The sequence below is a fragment of the Microcystis protocystis FBCC-A270 genome (assembly GCF_050500235.1).
Taxonomy (GTDB): Bacteria; Cyanobacteriota; Cyanobacteriia; order Cyanobacteriales; family Microcystaceae; genus Microcystis; species Microcystis ichthyoblabe_A.
This window is the reverse complement of the sequence record NZ_CP191407.1, coordinates 3,405,299-3,422,527: the sequence shown is the minus strand read 5'-3', so window position 1 is coordinate 3,422,527 and position 17,229 is coordinate 3,405,299. Positions and strand designations below refer to the sequence as shown.

At 39.5% G+C, this 17,229-nt stretch carries 8 protein-coding genes and 2 pseudogenes; 5 read left to right on the top strand and 5 right to left on the bottom strand.

What is annotated here, in order from left to right:
* Nucleotides 1-54 precede the first annotated feature (54 nt).
* Both ACQY1X_RS16620 and ACQY1X_RS16615 read left to right on the top strand, forming a co-directional pair.
* Nucleotides 55-2,187, top strand: a pseudogene (locus tag ACQY1X_RS16620) (tetratricopeptide repeat protein); the annotation flags it as partial.
* Nucleotides 2,188-2,451: 264 nt separating this feature from the next.
* Nucleotides 2,452-2,727: pseudogene (locus ACQY1X_RS16615) on the top strand (carotenoid oxygenase family protein); the annotation flags it as partial.
* Here the strand turns inward: ACQY1X_RS16615 and ACQY1X_RS16610 are convergent.
* Complete coding sequence (locus ACQY1X_RS16610; RefSeq protein ID WP_430014904.1) at nucleotides 2,724-4,379, bottom strand: glycosyltransferase family 39 protein; 1,656 nt, start codon at nucleotides 4,377-4,379, stop codon at nucleotides 2,724-2,726. The pseudogene ACQY1X_RS16615 and the gene ACQY1X_RS16610 overlap by 4 nt on opposite strands.
* 69 nt (nucleotides 4,380-4,448) lie before the next feature.
* Nucleotides 4,449-5,336, bottom strand: coding sequence for a glutaminase (locus ACQY1X_RS16605; protein WP_287232232.1), 888 nt, complete (start codon nucleotides 5,334-5,336; stop codon nucleotides 4,449-4,451).
* Between the two features lie 11 nt (nucleotides 5,337-5,347).
* On the opposite strand from ACQY1X_RS16605, the gene ACQY1X_RS16600 reads away from it, so the two are divergent.
* Both ACQY1X_RS16600 and ACQY1X_RS16595 read left to right on the top strand, forming a co-directional pair.
* Nucleotides 5,348-6,568 carry a molybdopterin molybdotransferase MoeA gene (locus ACQY1X_RS16600; RefSeq protein WP_430013168.1) on the top strand — a complete coding sequence of 407 codons (1,221 nt, stop codon included), beginning with the start codon at nucleotides 5,348-5,350 and terminating at the stop codon, nucleotides 6,566-6,568.
* A gap of 1,005 nt (nucleotides 6,569-7,573) precedes the next feature.
* Nucleotides 7,574-8,284, top strand: coding sequence for a response regulator transcription factor (locus tag ACQY1X_RS16595; RefSeq protein WP_002737246.1), 711 nt, complete (start codon nucleotides 7,574-7,576; stop codon nucleotides 8,282-8,284).
* A gap of 161 nt (nucleotides 8,285-8,445) precedes the next feature.
* On the opposite strand, the gene ACQY1X_RS16590 is transcribed toward ACQY1X_RS16595, so the two are convergent.
* From ACQY1X_RS16590 to ACQY1X_RS16580, 3 genes are all read right to left on the bottom strand, one after another.
* Entirely contained in the window at nucleotides 8,446-12,045 is a 3,600-nt protein-coding gene (locus ACQY1X_RS16590) for a tubulin-like doman-containing protein (RefSeq protein ID WP_430014903.1), read from the bottom strand.
* An 18-nt stretch (nucleotides 12,046-12,063) separates the two neighbouring features.
* Entirely contained in the window at nucleotides 12,064-12,747 is a 684-nt protein-coding gene (locus tag ACQY1X_RS16585; RefSeq protein ID WP_430014902.1) for a VWA domain-containing protein, read from the bottom strand.
* A gap of 204 nt (nucleotides 12,748-12,951) precedes the next feature.
* Nucleotides 12,952-14,544, bottom strand: a complete 1,593-nt coding sequence (locus ACQY1X_RS16580; RefSeq protein ID WP_430014901.1) for an ABC transporter substrate-binding protein — start codon at nucleotides 14,542-14,544, stop codon at nucleotides 12,952-12,954.
* A 722-nt stretch (nucleotides 14,545-15,266) separates the two neighbouring features.
* Between ACQY1X_RS16580 and gyrB the strand changes: the two genes are divergently transcribed.
* Complete coding sequence (gene gyrB / locus ACQY1X_RS16575) at nucleotides 15,267-17,189, top strand: DNA topoisomerase (ATP-hydrolyzing) subunit B (RefSeq protein ID WP_024969908.1); 1,923 nt, start codon at nucleotides 15,267-15,269, stop codon at nucleotides 17,187-17,189.
* Nucleotides 17,190-17,229 lie beyond the last annotated feature (40 nt).

The window sequence follows — 17,229 nt, the reverse complement described above, 5'->3', positions numbered from 1 at the left end:
GATTTAGGGGGATTTAGGGGGATTAAACTTCTGTAGTCAGACTTTGGAGAATTGGTATTAGAAGGAGTTAAACGTCCCCAAGCTTTAGGATTCCAAAATGATGACATCAGTAAAATTATTACTCTCGATCCTATTTCTCCTTTAGTTGGAGGAAATATAGCAAATAATCAGCCTGATACTTCGCCAGCAGATACCCTTTATCAGCAAGCATACACCTTGCAAAAACAGCTTAAGCTTGAAGAAGCGATCGCTCTCTATCAACAATTAATTAATCAATCTCCCCAATATGCAGCTGCTTGGCATCAGTTGGGGGTAATCATGGATAGTTTAGGACAAATTGATCAAGCTATTTTGGCTTATAAGCAAGCTTTACTTATTAACCCTAATTATGCAGAAAGCCACAATAATTTAGGAATAATAGCAGTTAGCAAGGGAGATTTAGACGAGGCGATTATTTGCTTTAACCAAGCTATTCGTAGCGATCAAAACTATGCTTTTGCTGAGAATAATTTAGGTTTAGTCTTACAAATGCAGGATAAGTTAGGGGATGCTGGGGTAAAGTTTCAAGAAGCAATCAGGAAAAACCCTAATTATCCAGAAGCACACTTTAATTTAGGCAATGTGTTACAACTACAGGGAAAAATTTAAGAAGCGATCTCTTATTTTCAAACAGCAATTAAGCTTAATCCTAAATACATTAAAGCTTACAATAGTTTAGCTTTAGCGTTAGGAAGACAGGACAAAGTAGAAGCAGCTATGAGCGTATTTAAGCAAGCTTTAGCCATTCAACCTAATTCCCCAGAGGCTTTTGCTTGCTTATTTTCTATGAAGGAAATGACTTGTAATTGGGAGACAAGAGAAGCTGATTTAATTCAACTTTGGCAATTAACAGAAAAACAGTTACAAGAGAGAAAAACTACCGCAGTAACTCCCTTTGATAGCTTATATAAACCTTGGTCTGCTACTCAACAGTTAAAAGTAGCTTCTAACTATGCTCAAGAAATTAAAAGACAATTAGCATTGATTACTAAACCCCTAAACTTTAACCATTCCCGCACCCGATCTGGACGATTAAAAATAGGTTATTTATGCCATGATTTTCGTAATCATCCTACCAGTCATTTGATGCAAAGTGTCTTTGGTTTACATGATCGCAATAACTTTGAAATAATTGCCTATTCCTATGATCCTGATGATGGTAGTGAGTATCGTCATCGCATTGCTAATGATTGCGATCGCTTTTATGATATTGCTACTTTATCAATTACGGAATCTGCACAACGGATTTTCAATGATGGGGTGCATATTTTAGTTGATTTGATGGGATATATTGATAAAGCGCGGACACAAATATTGGCTTTAAAACCGGCACCGATTCAAGTTAATTATTTGGTTTATCCGGGGACAATGGGAGCAGATTTTATCGACTATATTATTGGTGATGCCATAGTTACACCACCAGAGTCTGCTGATAATTTTACCGAAAAATTGGTAATTTTACCGGATAGTTATCAGGCTAATGATTATCAACAAATTATATCATCTAAACCTGTTACTCGTTCCCATTATGGTCTTCCTGAATCGGGTTTTGTCTTTTGTTGTTTCAACCATACCTATAAAATTGAGCCGCAAATATTCACTGTATGGATGCAAATTTTGGCCAATGTTCCCGGTAGTGTATTATGGTTATTTTCGAGAGTAGCTGAAGCTGAAGCAAATCTACGTCGGGAAGCAAAAGCGCGAGGAATTGAAGGCGATCGCTTAATTTTTGCCCATCTCGAACCTAAGTCGGAACATTTGGCGCGGCATCAACTAGCTGATTTATTTCTTGATACTTTATACTATAATGCTCATACGACTGGAAGTGATGCTTTATGGGCAGGTTTACCGATTATAACTTGTTTGGGGGAGACTTTTCCTTCCCGTGTTGGTGCTAGTTTACTGACAGCTATTGGCCTACCTGAATTAATTACTAAGAATTTAGAGGAGTATAAAAATTTAGCGATTAATTTAGCAAAATCTCCTGATAAATTGCACGAAATTAAACAGAAACTAGCACAAAATCGTCTTACTTATCCGTTATTTGAGACCCTTCATTTTACCCGCAATTTAGAAAAAGCTTATCGGACAATGTGGGATATTTATGCTGCGGGAAAATCACCAGAGATGATCAGGATAGCCAATTGATCACTGGAATTATCAGGGTAAACGCATCTTAACAATCCTTGACAAAATGAACTTTATGTGAGTTGCTTACCCAGAGTGCGATTTAGGCATATTCAAGGAGAATTTGCCATCTCAATTGTTAAGCAAAAATCGACCCATTTGGTCGATTTCGTAACTATTCTAATTGACTGGTATCACTTGAAATGCTCACACAGCAAGCGGATCACAAAATTGGCCAATTGTCAATAGCGTTTGATATGCTCTCACCCTGTACTTAAGAACTCTAATCACTCCACGGGTAAGTTAACTATTGCTTATCTAGAAAATAACTGTTATGGAAGTGAACCGATTTTTGTCTGCGATGGTTTATCTCCAGAAACGGAATGGTTAATCGTCGTGGTTTACGACGGCAATAATCACAGCAGCCAAGGGAGAATCTATGATAGTCAGCAGTTAGAAAAAGAACCCCTTTGCTGTCTGCAATTACCCAGTGTTATCCCTCCCATTTTTTATGGTACTTGGCAAGAAAAATCAGAAAAAGTATTGGTGAACAGTTTCTAGTTTTTACCAAAAATATTGGCTGCGTCTTGAGAGGAAATCTTGAAAATTAGGTAACTATAAGCAAGATGATCAATAGGTTGACGACTAGAACGCAGCCAGTAAAAATGGTTAGAATCGGTGGTAATACCGATTAATTGATTAGCTTCTATCACCAGTAAATTAATCGGATTATCGAGAGAAACCTGTGAGGGTGCAACTTTTTGATTCTCGATGACTAAATTAAGTTTATTATCTCCGTCATAACGAATAAAGAGAGCGTTGGGATGTTTTTGGAGATAGTCTTGCAGATAATTTTTATTTTGTCCCCAATCTAAATTAGAATCGACCAGAACTTGATAGCTCATTTTGCGATCAATAACTAATTCGTTAAAATAGGAAATATAATGGGGAAAATAGGAAAGATTGGAAATTAGTAAGTAAAGGGTCAGGACAATAATTAAAATGCGATAGGGTCTTTTATAAGCTGGCCAACCGGTAACAATCCGACTAGCAAAGACAAATAAAAAGGGGAAAATCATTAAAATATATCTAATACCTATTTGAGCAGTGTTAGAACTCATTAAGATGAAATATAATAGACTGGGAATAATCAAAAAAGCTTCATTCTGCCAAAAATTTAACTGTTTTCTCCAGAGAAATAAACTGATAAATCCCAACCAGATAAATATTTGGGTAGCTATCGGTACTTTATAGAGAAAAGTGATCAGAAAATATTGGGGAAATCCCTTAATTTTAAATCCTTGTACTGGATCAACTATAAATCCTAACTGTCCCAAAAGATAGGGCATTCCACTACCAAAACCTGTTTCTTGTTTATACTTACCGAAGTCTAATGCTTGCAAATAAGCAGCGGGAATAGGAATCGACAAAGATTTTAAGACAGGATAGGTTTGCAGTTGCTTAAAACTATGACTGAGAAATTGATAATTCTGCAATTGAGTGCCACTTCTCTCAAAAGAATAACTAATATTTATGATTAATATTGTTGATAAAATCAGAGCTAGTATATAGAAGATACTGCGCTTAATTACCCGTTGAATTACGCGAATATTTTTGGTTTGAATAGATTGAATAATTTCCCGATGGTAAAAACCAAGACCTAAAATTATATAAATGGGAGCTAAATAAACGGCTGTTAAGCGGCAAATCTGGGCAATTCCAAAAGTTAATATACTTAAAACCAGATTTTTTCTGCTACCAAATCTTAGGAAAGACCAGAAATAGTAAATGGCAATAAAAATTGAAGCTGCTCCGAATAAATCTTGAGTAATTATCCGTGAATTTCCGATAATATTAGGATCGAGAACATAGAGAATTAAGGCTAAAAATCCTGCTAACACTCCATAGAGTTGTTTTGACCAGATAAAAACATATATGGCTAAAATTACTGAGATAATAATCGTAGCAAACCGTCCAAAAAACTTATTTTCTAAGTTTAGATATTTAGAGATAGGAAAAATATTTTGTATTGTTTGATCAACTAGGGGATGCAGTGCTGAAGCTGGCATAATATTGCGATGGTAAATATCTTCATCGCCCCGTTTCGCTGCCGTACCTCTGAGAATTTCTACTCCACTTTCATAATGATAACCTTCATCATAGTTGAGGGATTCTGGTAGGGGAAAAAATAAACTGGTGACGCATAAAGCCATAAATATCAGCAAGATAATTACTAAATAGAATCGGTGTTTTTTTGAAAAGTTCAATCTTGTTTTCATGGCTTAAATTTCCTTGAAAAAATTACTTAATTTTGTTAATAAATCCAGACCTAAAACTGAATTACCTTGCTCATTTAACAGAGGACTATAACAAGCAATAACTCCCTCGTCTGACAGAATAGATAATAAAGCTCCACTAACTCCCGATTTAGTGGGAAAACCCACCTCAATAGCAAATTTTTCGGAAGCTTCATAGAGTCCACAATTAGTCATGATTTCTAGAATAATTTTGCCAAAAGGAGCAGCTAAAATTAACTTACCTAAATTAGTAAGATCGGCAATTTTTCCAGATAAACAACAGATTCGATTGTAGGTTTCCAGAGCTAAGTAACGATGACTGATATAACCATTTTTTTCTAATTCTAAGCTTAGAGCTTGATTGTGAACATTAGGATAAGAGTGAACAGACTCAAGCACAGAGCGATCAAGAAATAATTGACAATTACCCATTTTATTTAACCATAAAAGCAAATTTTCACAGCGAGATTCTGGCGTTTCCCCTCCTAATAAATCCGCCAAAGCGATCGCACCACTGTTGATCAGAGGATTACGGGGAAAACCGCTATCCTCTTGCAGTTGAGTTAAAGAATTAAAAGGATAACTAGAAGCTTGTTTTCCCACGCGACGAAAAACAGCATCTTCCCCTAAATGGTTTAAAAGATATAATAACAAAAAAGGTTTAATCACACTCATCAAAGGAAAAGTTACAGTTTCATCTCCCCAAGACAAAATCTCCCCCTCAAAACAGTGAATCTGAAGAGCGAAAACCTCGGGATTAACTCGGTTCAAAACCGGTATATAATAGGGAGTCTGACCCTTCCTATCCAATAAATGCACTTCCCCAATCCAAGCTTGTATATCTTCCACCCTTAATCTAGCTAATCGGTTCATTTTTTTAATCCATGTACTCAGTCAAAGAAGCAGAATCTATAATTTTAACTCAAATTCAACCCCAAAAGCAAACAGAAAAAGTTTCTCTAGAGGCAGCTTTTGGGCGCATTTTAGCCGAAGATATCAGCAGTGATTTAGACTTTCCCTATTGGGATAATTCCGCAATGGATGGCTATGCTGTCCGTTACGAAGATGTTAAAGACACTAACCCAGAAAATCCCGTTACTCTAAAGATTATCGCCGAAATTCCCGCCGGCAAAGTCCCCGAAAAAATTATTCAACCGGGAGAAACAGCCCGAATATTTACAGGAGCGATGTTACCCACCGGCAGTGATACGATTATTATGCAGGAAAATACTCAACAAAAAGGGGAGCGGGTGGCGATTCTTATCCCTCCCGAAAAAATAGGTCTTTTCGTGCGTCAACGCGGCACATTCTATCAAGCAGGAAATGCCTTATTAAAAGCCGGTATTGCCCTTAATTCTCCAGAAATAGCAGTTTTAGCCACGGCACAAGCTACCGAATTAACAGTTTTTTCCCGTCCGAAAGTGGCAATTTTCTCCACGGGAGATGAATTAATTAATCCCGATGAAACCCTCCAAAAAGGTCAAATTATTGACTCAAATCGCTACGCTTTAACGGCATTTATCACCAGTTTAGGGGCAATTCCTAGACCTTTAGGTATAATCAAAGATAATCCCGAACTTCTCAGAGAAACTATCAGAAAAGCCATTAATTCTAGTGCTATCGTCCTTTCCACCGGCGGTGTTTCCGTGGGAGATTACGATTATATTGAGGGAATTTTAGAGGAATTAGGGGGAAAAATTCTGATTCGCAGCGTTGCTATTCAACCGGGTAAACCCTTAACCTTTGCTACTTTTCCTAACGGTTGTATTTACTTTGGTATCCCCGGTAATCCCGTCTCTGCTTTAGTTTCCTGTTGGCGCTTCGTACAAATGGCCATTAAAAAATTATCAGGATTGACAGATTATCAGAACAAATTTCTGCGAGTTATCACCCGCGATACTCTCAAATCTAAGGGACAAAGAGAAGTTTATCTCTGGGGAAAAATAGAAATTATCGAGGGAGTCTATCAATTTCAACTCGCTTCTGGACAACACAATTCAGCTAATTTAATTAATTTAGCGGGTACTAATGCTTTGGTCATAATTCCCCAGGGTAAAACTACTATACAAGCAGGAGAAACAGTAGAAGTTATGATAGTTTACTAAAAAAATACCTAACCAAATTTTTGGCTAGGTAGCTGGTTATAATTAAATTGAAGATAGATTTTGGGTTCGATCTCCCATATCCCCTCAATATATCGGGGTCAGGAGTTATTCTGGTATTCATGAACAAGCAAGGTGATTGAGAGAAGACTGCTCACGAATAATAGTTGCCAAAGAGGGACTATTACCAAGTTGAGAAATGCGGTCACGAACATACTCAAAAAAGCTGATTCCTAATTTCCGAGTAGTAGCAACAAGGGACATAAAAGCATCCCAAGCCTGAGTCCCCTGTCAGAGTTTGAGTAGCATAAGGGACTTGCGTAGGAATAATATCCCAGCCAGAAAATCGCTCTGTAGAAGAACCAGACCAGCCAGATGGCACATTATCAAAGCGCAAGTCCCTAACTAATATTACGTCGCTGCACCATCGTCCTAGCAGCTAACTCCGCCGGATTATTATGCAAGGGCAATTCGGGATGCTCTAAGACTAAAAGCAACTCCGAAATTTTCAGCAGTGTTAATTGTTTTCGCTCATTCAACTGTTGATAACCGCTTTAAGTATCGAAAAGTTTCCAAAACTCAGATCGGAGTTTTGCTGCCATCTGTTGACTGGGTGCATCTTTGTAAGCCAGCAAGTCTCGGTAGTAATCCCAGAAATCATCCAGCAATTGATCAAGAGCTTTTTGGTGACAAGCAACATAAGGAGTCAACTTCTTATAATGTCGTTCCTCATGTACCCAACACAAAGTAATATTATCAGTCAGTAATTTGAATTGGAAAGCATGATCACAGACCAGAGTTTGCACTACTGGCCAATCAGTTTGTTGATGATAGAAAGCAATCGCTGCTGCTTCAACTTGATTAACAATCGTCCTCGAAAATGTCTTGACTATCAGACCCCCAATGAGGTATTCTATAAAGGTAGATCAGATAGTGATGCAATTCAGACTTGAATCAGCCCTTAATATGTTAAAATGTGCCTAGATATTTGTAAACTTTTTCCCTTGTATGGATATCGTTATTATCGAAGATGAAATTGAAATCGCCCATTTGATTCAGCAAACTTTAGAGCGGGAGTCCTTTACTTGTCATCTGGCTTATAATGGTAGGGTAGGACTAGAACTATTTTATCAAAAGCAACCAGACTTAGTGATTTTAGATTTAATGTTACCCGAATTAGACGGACTGGAATTGTGTGCTAGAATTCGCCAAAAACCGGGGACAAAAGACCCCTATATTTTAATGTTAACCGCTAGGGGAGAAGAAATTGATCGCATTATCGGTCTATCTACGGGAGCCGATGATTATATGGTCAAACCCTTTAGTCCCCGGGAATTAACCGCTCGCGTAAGAGCCTTATTAAGACGTAGTTTAAGACACGATAGTCAACCCCAGCAACTCCATCGCAGCCGTCATTTTATTATCGACTTAGATCAACATTCTGCTCTTCGTAAATTGGAGGGAATGCCGGAGGAAACCCTCGATTTAACCACCTTAGAATTTAATCTACTCGCTACCTTTGTCAGTTATCCCAATCGCGTCTGGAGTCGCACCCAATTAATCGATAATCTCTGGGGAAATGATTTTTTTGGCGATGAAAGGGTAGTAGATACCCATATCCGACGCTTACGCAAAAAAGTAGAACCCGATCCTGCTAATCCTATCTTTATCAAAACTGTGGTCGGTGTCGGTTATAAATTTGAGGATGACATTATCTAGAAACTATTGATCGGTAATTGGCAGTAAGCAAAAGGCAAAAGGCAAAAGGCAAAAGGCAAAAAGCAGCTTTGTTCTCCCCACACCCCACACCCAACCCCAATAAAAAATTCTCCTTAAGGGCATTTAAGCAGTCTGATGCAATAATCTGAGTAAAACAAGGGTTAGCTCAAAAACCTATTTCGGATGGCATCTGCTTTTTGTGAATCCAACCCTAAAGCAGATGCTTTGGCTTCCGCAGAACTCATAAAAGCCTCTGGGGGAACATTCAGATTTGATAAGTCACCGAGATATTTTTCATATTCGACTTCTTGAGGAGTGAGAGGAGGCGGAGATGGGTTGATAAACTTATTCCAGATAGCCTCTGCTTTTTGCCCATCTAGCTGTAATTCAGAAGCTTTGGAGCGAGCGGCACTGATAAATGCGTCCAGAGGTACTTTGAGATTCCATAGTTGAGCGAGATATTGTTCGTATTTTTCGTAGCCAGAGTCAATCTCAAAACCTAGAACTGGATTAGATGAAGAGGTACTCTCTTGTTGACGTTCAGTTTTAGTAGGCGATTGAGCATCAGAAGAAGGAGAGGGTTTCAATCGATTAGCGGTACTGAATTCACGAATAATATTTCTTTCTCGTAAATATCTGGGATTATCTTCTGCTCCCTGTCTGCGAAAATCAGACAACCGTTTTTGAAGATATGATTCTAATTTTTCTTGGATTTGCTGCTTTTGGGCTGGTGTTTCCGCTGTATAGATTAATTCATCAAGTTGGCGTTTTAATTCCTCTTTATCATTGCGACAATCAGGAAGTTGCAAAACCTGAACTGCATCTTCCCAATTAGCAGCCAGGGTCACTTTTTCTTGTTCTCCGTGAACTTCTATTGTGTAACGAATAACACGCTGATTGTTACTCTGGTTAATCTCATCGAGCAAAATTTCTAAAGCTCGATAAATTACTACTAATTCTTCTATTTGAGAGTCGGGGGGGATAAAGTCCCAAAAAACGAGATCCTTTTGAATATGAACCGAAGGAGGAAGATCAGCCCTTTGCCCTCGTAGTCTTTTTCGTTCGGCTTCAATACGTTGCCCTCGCCAGAGTTGATATGACTCGCGCATTTTATCCATTCCTTGAATACACCGCAGGGAAAATCCTCCCACTTCATGAATGGCTAAAATTTTGTGGCGTTCTTTTTCTGTCAGGGGTGCGATCGCTTGCTGCTCATTAAAATATATCCTTAAAATATCAGCTTGTTTTCTTGCTCCTGGCTCTTGGGGATTATCACCTCCTAGCAAACCAGCTTTTGCAAAATCAATATAGTCAAATCCAGAGTTTTGAGGAATATTTTGGTCTAATCTTACTAGAGGTTTCGATTGTTCAAACAACTCCTGAATCTTGGCTTTCTGCTCTAATTCGTCGGGATAATCTTGCATAAAGTAAGTACAAGCATCCATATTTTGGACAAGCCTTGTATTATTCCCAGCATTTTTGATAGTAGTCTGCGTCTGCTGATAAACAATTTGAGAAAAATCAGGATATTGAATGTCTTTAATTTTCTCAATATCAAAAAGACGGAAATAAGCGTTAGCAGGTCTATCTTCTACCCATAAAGAACTGCTGTTTGCCAGAACTATTTCTGTCAATCTTTCGCACAATACATTTAAACCTTTTTGCGCCGCAACCTTGAGGTTTATCTCGTTTGTATTGACTACGTTAGCGAGAAAATCTTCGTACCATTCGTTGAGTTCCTGACGTTTAAACAATTTAATTCCAACAATTTCTAAAGCATCTGCTTGGTTCATAAAATTTTTAGCTTGAGTGTCAGATTCAATTTTTAATCTTTCGATCCGAGTTTGCCATTTATTAAACTGTCTTTCGAGTTGATTAATATATTCTTTCATGCGACGGAGAACTTCAACTGCTAAAATTCTTGATTTTCTTTCCAAGAAAGCATTTAAATTCTGTCCTAAGTATTTTAAAATATCGTCACATTCTTTATTCATTTGCGATTCTTTTTGCAATCCCCAACGATCTCTCAATTCGTTCATTCGAGATAAACTAGCCTCATACTGCTTACGAGCCTCTTCCTCGATGACTAGCCAATTCTTCTCTGCTTCTTTGGAAAGTCTTTCAATATCAGCATCAAAGCTGCGCTTAATTTCCTCAATTTTTAGCTGAACAAATTTGGGTCCTAAATTACGATCTGCTAAGTTGGCGTATATTTGTTCTCGAAGTTCAGTTTCGGCTTTTTTAATTACCATTGCTTGATTATCATACATCACGCGCAAGTAATCACCATGAGTCCTTTTGTCTGGTGATGAATCATCAAAATGGCGCTTGTAATCCTCAACTTGAGGACGGAGATATTGATCAATAAAGTTAACAATCTTACCTTTTTCCTTAGAAAAGAAACCAACAATTCCTTCCTGGGAACATTGCAATTGGTTATTAGTAATGATGTCTTGACGTAATTGACTTAGCCAAGTTTGTACAACTGCTTGATAAGGGAAAGATTGATCTTTAGCGCGTAAAATTGCTTTACGAAGTTCATCTCTTAAAAGATTAATTTCTCGCAATTGCGAAGTAATCACTGTTTCAGGTTGTGCTGGCAATTTAATTTCAGAATTTTGCCACCACTTGTATAAATCAGTTGCTAGTCGAGAAGCTAGATGGGAGCGAATATGATGAATAGGAACTTCAATGCTGGCTAAACCAAAACTCATGAAATTACGAGGATAGCTACGTCCAATTGGAGGTTTATCGTTGCTCCCCGAAGCTGCTCGTTTGATATTATCTCGAATTGAGCGTTTATAAGGTGAAAAATCTGAAACTAAATCTAAAAAGATGTTTTGAGCCATCACTTCTCTGACTTGATCTAAGCTCAGATTCACGCCAGATCCATTAGTTGAACCTATCAGATAAGTATAATCATAGGGAGCTTGATCGTTTTCAATACGAGAACCTTCATTTGGTGCGTAACGAACACTAAATCTGGTTTTTGGATCGTCGCCTCGATCAGAAAAATAGTTTAATTCTGCTAAAGCAGCATAACCGTTACAGTGAACTTTGTCATTAGAATTGACATTACTAAAAGCATCAGGAGTGCAAATAATTGCTGTCAGGTCTCCTTTTTCTCCTTGTTCTTTTTCTTTTCTACCAAATAACCAGTTTTGCAGAGAATATCCCAGATCGATTAACATTCCACTGCCTGTTCCTCCAGCAATTGAACAAGCTACAAAAACATTTAGTTCAGACTTGACTTTTAATTGATAGTTTTCTTGCATGAATGATATATGTTCACTTTTGCGAATCTCTTTTTTTAGTCTTTGACAAGCGGCTCCAATCTTGTCACGATTAAAAAAGAAGGAAAAGCGCCCACAAGCTCGAATCTGCCCAGCACCTTCTTGCGAGGCTAATAACTGGGGATTACTTATGAGTTCAGGAGGCAGCCACTCATGATACCAGTCCCATCCACTGGGATCTTGGACAATTGTTTGAACTTGTGGAAGCGTAACTTTTGAATAGTATTTTTCTCCTTCTTCTAAAGGAGGACCAATCATCAGAGGATTTGAAGGTTTATAACCCGAATCAGTATCAATATATAAAAATTCAACAATGGGAAAATTTTTTAAACTGCCATAGGATTCAGTAATTAAACGACGAACTCGCAAAATTACTTCTAATCCGGTTCCCCCTACTCCAATAACTAAAGTAGGAACAATATCTTTTCTATCTGTTTGGGTAACGCTATACATAATGTTCTCCGTCATTAATAAAAGTTGGTAACTCTAACATTCACTCCAGAAAGGAAAGCCTATCCTCAAAAGGATAAAAACTGTCCAAAATAGGGCATTGCATAAGGCAATTCTTCCCGTCCAATCAAAAGGCATTTTTCTATAGTTTTGCAGAAATCGATCTATAGGTAGTACCAACATCCACATCAAGGAAATGAAAGCTGCTCCTAGAAAAAAATTGACTTGCTTGGAATTAGAACTAAATTTTTGACGAAAATCTTCGCTGACTAACTTTTGGATATTAGAAACGTTAGCGAGTAAAGCAATACCGCCAGTTTTTGAGGAAATATCTGCTAAATTGGTGGGAATGTTTTGCCCTATAATCAGAAAATTAAGCCGAACATCATTATTGACAGTTTGAGAAATCAAGTTTTCCTCCAATTCAGTCTGACCGTCGGTAATAATTAACATTTCTTTGCATCTTCCAACTTGGAGTTTGAGCGATTCTAGTCCTTTTTCTACAGCTATATTTAAGTTCGTTCCACCTCCAATCAGAGAAGCTATACTAGGTTGCACGACTCGATCTAAAGACTGCTCGATTTCTCTGGGGTTATTAGAGAAGTTTTGGGTAATAGGAATTACTTGATCGGCAAACCCATACAAAGATAGCAGAATAGGGTTTTCTGCTCTAGCATTTTGGCGAGCGTACTCTTTAACCGCTTCGATTTCTGCAGCCATAATTGTTCCTGTTCCTCGAAAAATATTCGTTGATTGATAGGTGCTTGAACTCAGATCGAGCATTATTTGTACTGATACACTTGGAGGAAACCATTTAAGAGAGCTAGTTAATAAAGCAAGAATCAGAAACAATCCTGTCAAAATGGCTGGGATTTGAAAATAGGGATAACGCCAAACAGGTTGAGGAGTGTGTAAAATCATTTGTTATTGAATTAATTGAAATCCGTAATCAACATTTGGGGGCCGATTAGGAGCCCCTTTGGTGACTTTGACCAACATTGATTCTTCTTGTCGTTCTCCTTGAGCATTAAATTGAAGCTGCTGTCCAGAGGTTTCTGAAGCTGGTAGATTAGTTGCTTTTAAGTCTTGTAAGACACTAGCGCGAGTCGGATTTTCAGACAAGGCTTTAAGCAGTGCGATAGTCGCATCAAAACTACTTGCTGTTCGCCAGTTAATAGCTCCACCCCAACGCTGATATGCAGCTTGGGCATAGGGTTGATTATTGGCAACCCAAGGAACCGCTATGATTAGACCCTCTATAGCATTTCCCCCACTTGTGAGGATATCAGAACCATACAGTGAATTTCCTCCCAAAAGCTGAAACTTCGTTCCAGGGACTTGAGCATTAGCTTGGGCGAGAGAAATAGCATTGGAAATGTTACTAGGGTCTGGAAACAAGATGATCGCAGTGACTTGATTGCGAAGGGATTGTATTTCTTGCTTAACATCTAAATTTTGTCGAGTTAGATCGATCGCCGTGTAGACTTCACCTCCTAATTGCTTAAAGGCGTTTTCAAAAACCTCAAATAAGTTCTTGCTAAATGGGCTATTGGGATCGTAGAAAACTGCTATCTTTTGAACCGACAGTTTATTTTTAGCGTACTCTGCTAGTATTTTTACGCTCTCTCCGTCTGAAGGCACCGTTCTCAAGAAAACATTACCCGATAGATAATCACTGGTACTGGTTGGTGAAATCATGGCTAGTCCTACCTTTTCGTATTCAGGAAGGGCTGCTTGACTTGCTTTGCTAGAGTTATGCCCAATCACTCCTAAGACATTCGGGTTATTAGCCAGATTTTGAGCAATCATTTGCGCTCTTGCCGGTTCATTACCATCATTAGCGATCATTATCTCGACTAAACGCCCCCCTGCTCCTCCTGCGTCGTTAAAGCGAGTTTGAGCATCAGCCATTCCGCGTAACATATCTTGGGCAATATTCAATCGATTATCGATAGGAACGACAGTTGCCACAACTAAAGGAGAGCCTTTAAGACGTGCTTTGGCATTGTTGAGGTAAATTTGTACTTCTGGATCGTTGCGATTTCCTAAAACTGCTTTCTCGAACTGAGTAACTGCCTCAGCAAAATTCCCTGCTATAAATGCTTCTACGCCTCGATCTCGAAAGGGATTGGCTTGTGTTCTATTTAAGGTGCGCTCACCAGCACTGATCCAAGTGGGGTCAAAGGTAGTTGGAGTAGGGGAATAAGGAGTGCCAGGAGTCGAAGGTGAAATGGTAGAGGTAGGGGTAGGAGTAACGGCAGATTCCGAACCACCAAAAATTTTATCTTTTAAAAGAAAACCCACACCCAACGCGGCTAACAATAATGCTGCCGCTATGATAGGTTTGACTGGTAGTTTAGGAGGTTGCTTTCGCTGGGGTAAAGTTGCTTTTCCGTCTTGCCCACGAACCATTGGACATCCAGGGAAAGAGCAGGTATCTCCCCAATTCTCGATTTCATCGTGTGTTTTACCTGAATGTCCTGTACAAGTCCAAGATTGTGGAGAAGTATTTGTCATGATGAAGTTGCTACCCCCTGATCTCAAGGTGATTAGTTTGGCAACATTGCTTGGTAGTGTATGTAATTCTGTTAAAGTGGGCAAGGTAAAATCAGAAAAAAGGACTGAAGACCTTGGGGAGACCACGGTTAAGCCTCGTCCTGCCCAACCCACGATTCAACTTCATCTGTACACATACTGCTACCGTAATTGTACAGGAGAGCATCCCATAATTACAATAAGCAGAAGTGCTTAGAACGCTTAGAACTAACGGTTCGCTCATTTTCTACCGATAGTGTTCTTTAGGTGATTTCTGAGAAGGAAGGTACCGCTCCGTGAGATATGTTTGTCTTCTGAGAAACGAATTCAGATTGGCGATACATTTATTCTAGACAAAGAGGTGCAACAGGTTCCCACCCATCTTAGCGGTTTTTAGCCTCTTCAAATGATCTTTTTTCTAAAGCTGAATATGGCTGTAACTTTTATTCAATCAGGCATCGGAAATTCCGATTTATGCAAGAGGTCTAATGACAGGGAAGAAAGACACGGTATTGAATTTCCTCTCCTTGCTGCCTTCCAGTGGTTTAGCTTGTAACAAAAATGTCTCCCTATGTCCTATCCCTAATAAAAAATTCTCTCTAAAGGCATTTAAGCAGTCTTTAACCCTTATGTGCTACAATTTTTGAAGATTTTGCCATTCATTTAGGTTCAATCAGGGATCACAGCCTTTTTAGGGAAATTTTATGACAAGTAACTACGGCGCGGAACAGATACAAGTTCTCGAAGGGTTAGAACCAGTCAGGAAGCGGCCGGGGATGTATATCGGTACGACCGGGCCGCGGGGACTACATCATTTAGTCTATGAAGTGGTGGACAACTCGATCGATGAGGCCCTAGCGGGTTACTGTACTCATATCGAAGTGGATATCAAGGCCGATGGTTCCGTCAGCGTCACTGACGATGGCCGGGGTATTCCCACCGATGTTCACCCCACCACGGGTAAATCTGCCCTCGAAACCGTTCTCACTATACTTCATGCCGGCGGTAAATTTGGCAGTGGTGGTTATAAAGTGTCGGGAGGGTTACACGGAGTCGGGATTTCCGTCGTTAATGCTCTTTCTGCATGGGTCGATGTGACAGTCTGGCGCGATCATAAAGTACATACCCAACGCTACGAAAGAGGTATCCCCGTCACAGAATTGGTCAGCAGTCCCAGTCAAGAGGAAAAAACGGGAACTAGGGTTAATTTCCTGCCAGACACCGAAATTTTTAGCCAAGGCATCGAATTTGATTACAGTACCCTCTCCGGACGTTTACGAGAACTAGCCTACTTAAATGCGGGTGTTAAAATCACCTTTAGCGATTACCGTCCCGAAGAACCCCACATCGAAACCTATTGTTATGAGGGGGGTATTAAAGAATACGTCGCCTATATGTGTCGGGAAAAAGAAACCCTGCACAAAGATATTATCTATGTATCGGGGGAAAAGACGGGAATTAATATCGAAGTGGCTTTTCAGTGGTGTATAGATGCCTATAGCGACAATATTCTCGGTTTTGCTAATAATATCCGCACCATTGACGGGGGAACCCATCTAGAAGGATTAAAGGCAGTTCTGACTCGTACTTTAAATAATGTTGCTCGTAAACGCAATAAAATTAAAGAAAACGAGCCTAATCTAGCGGGGGAAAACGTCCGCGAGGGTTTAACCGCCGTTATTTCCGTAAAAGTCCCCGAACCGGAATTTGAGGGACAAACCAAGACCAAATTAGGTAACACTGAAGTCCGGGGTATTGTTGATTCCCTGGTGGGGGAAACTCTCAACGAATACCTAGAACAAAATCCCCAAGTGGCCGACACGATTATCGAAAAAGCAGTACAAGCGTACAAGGCGGCGGAAGCAGCCCGACGGGCCCGGGACTTAGTACGACGGAAATCGGTCTTGGAATCCTCACCTTTACCGGGTAAATTGGCTGATTGTAGCGAAAGAGACCCAGAAAAGTCAGAAATTTACATCGTCGAAGGGGACAGCGCTGGCGGAAGTGCCAAACAGGGGCGCGATCGTCGTTTTCAAGCGATTCTACCTCTGCGGGGAAAAATCCTCAATATCGAAAAAACCGATGATGCCAAAATCTACAAAAATACGGAAATTCAATCCTTAATTACCGCCCTCGGTTTAGGAATTAAAGGAGAAGATTTCGACCCCTCACAATTGCGCTATCATCGCATTGTTTTAATGACTGACGCTGATGTGGATGGCGCACACATCCGAACTTTGTTGTTAACTTTCTTCTATCGTTATCAGAAGAATTTAATTGACCAAGGTTATGTATATATCGCCTGTCCTCCTCTCTATAAATTGGAACGCGGTAAAAATCATTCCTACTGCTATAGCGATCGAGAATTACAGCAAAAGATAGCGGAATTTCCCTCCAATGCTAACTACACAATCCAACGTTTTAAAGGGTTAGGAGAAATGATGCCCCAACAACTTTGGGATACCACCATGAATCCCGAAACTCGCACTTTAAAACGGGTGGAAATCGAAGACGCAGCCAAAGCAGAGGAATTATTTACCATTCTTATGGGCGATCGAGTTGCCCCCCGGCGAGAATTTATCGAAACCCACGGACCGCGTTTAAATCTTACGGATTTGGACATTTAAACGGTAACTTCGGAGGGCGCAGGTTGCTTGCGCCCCTACA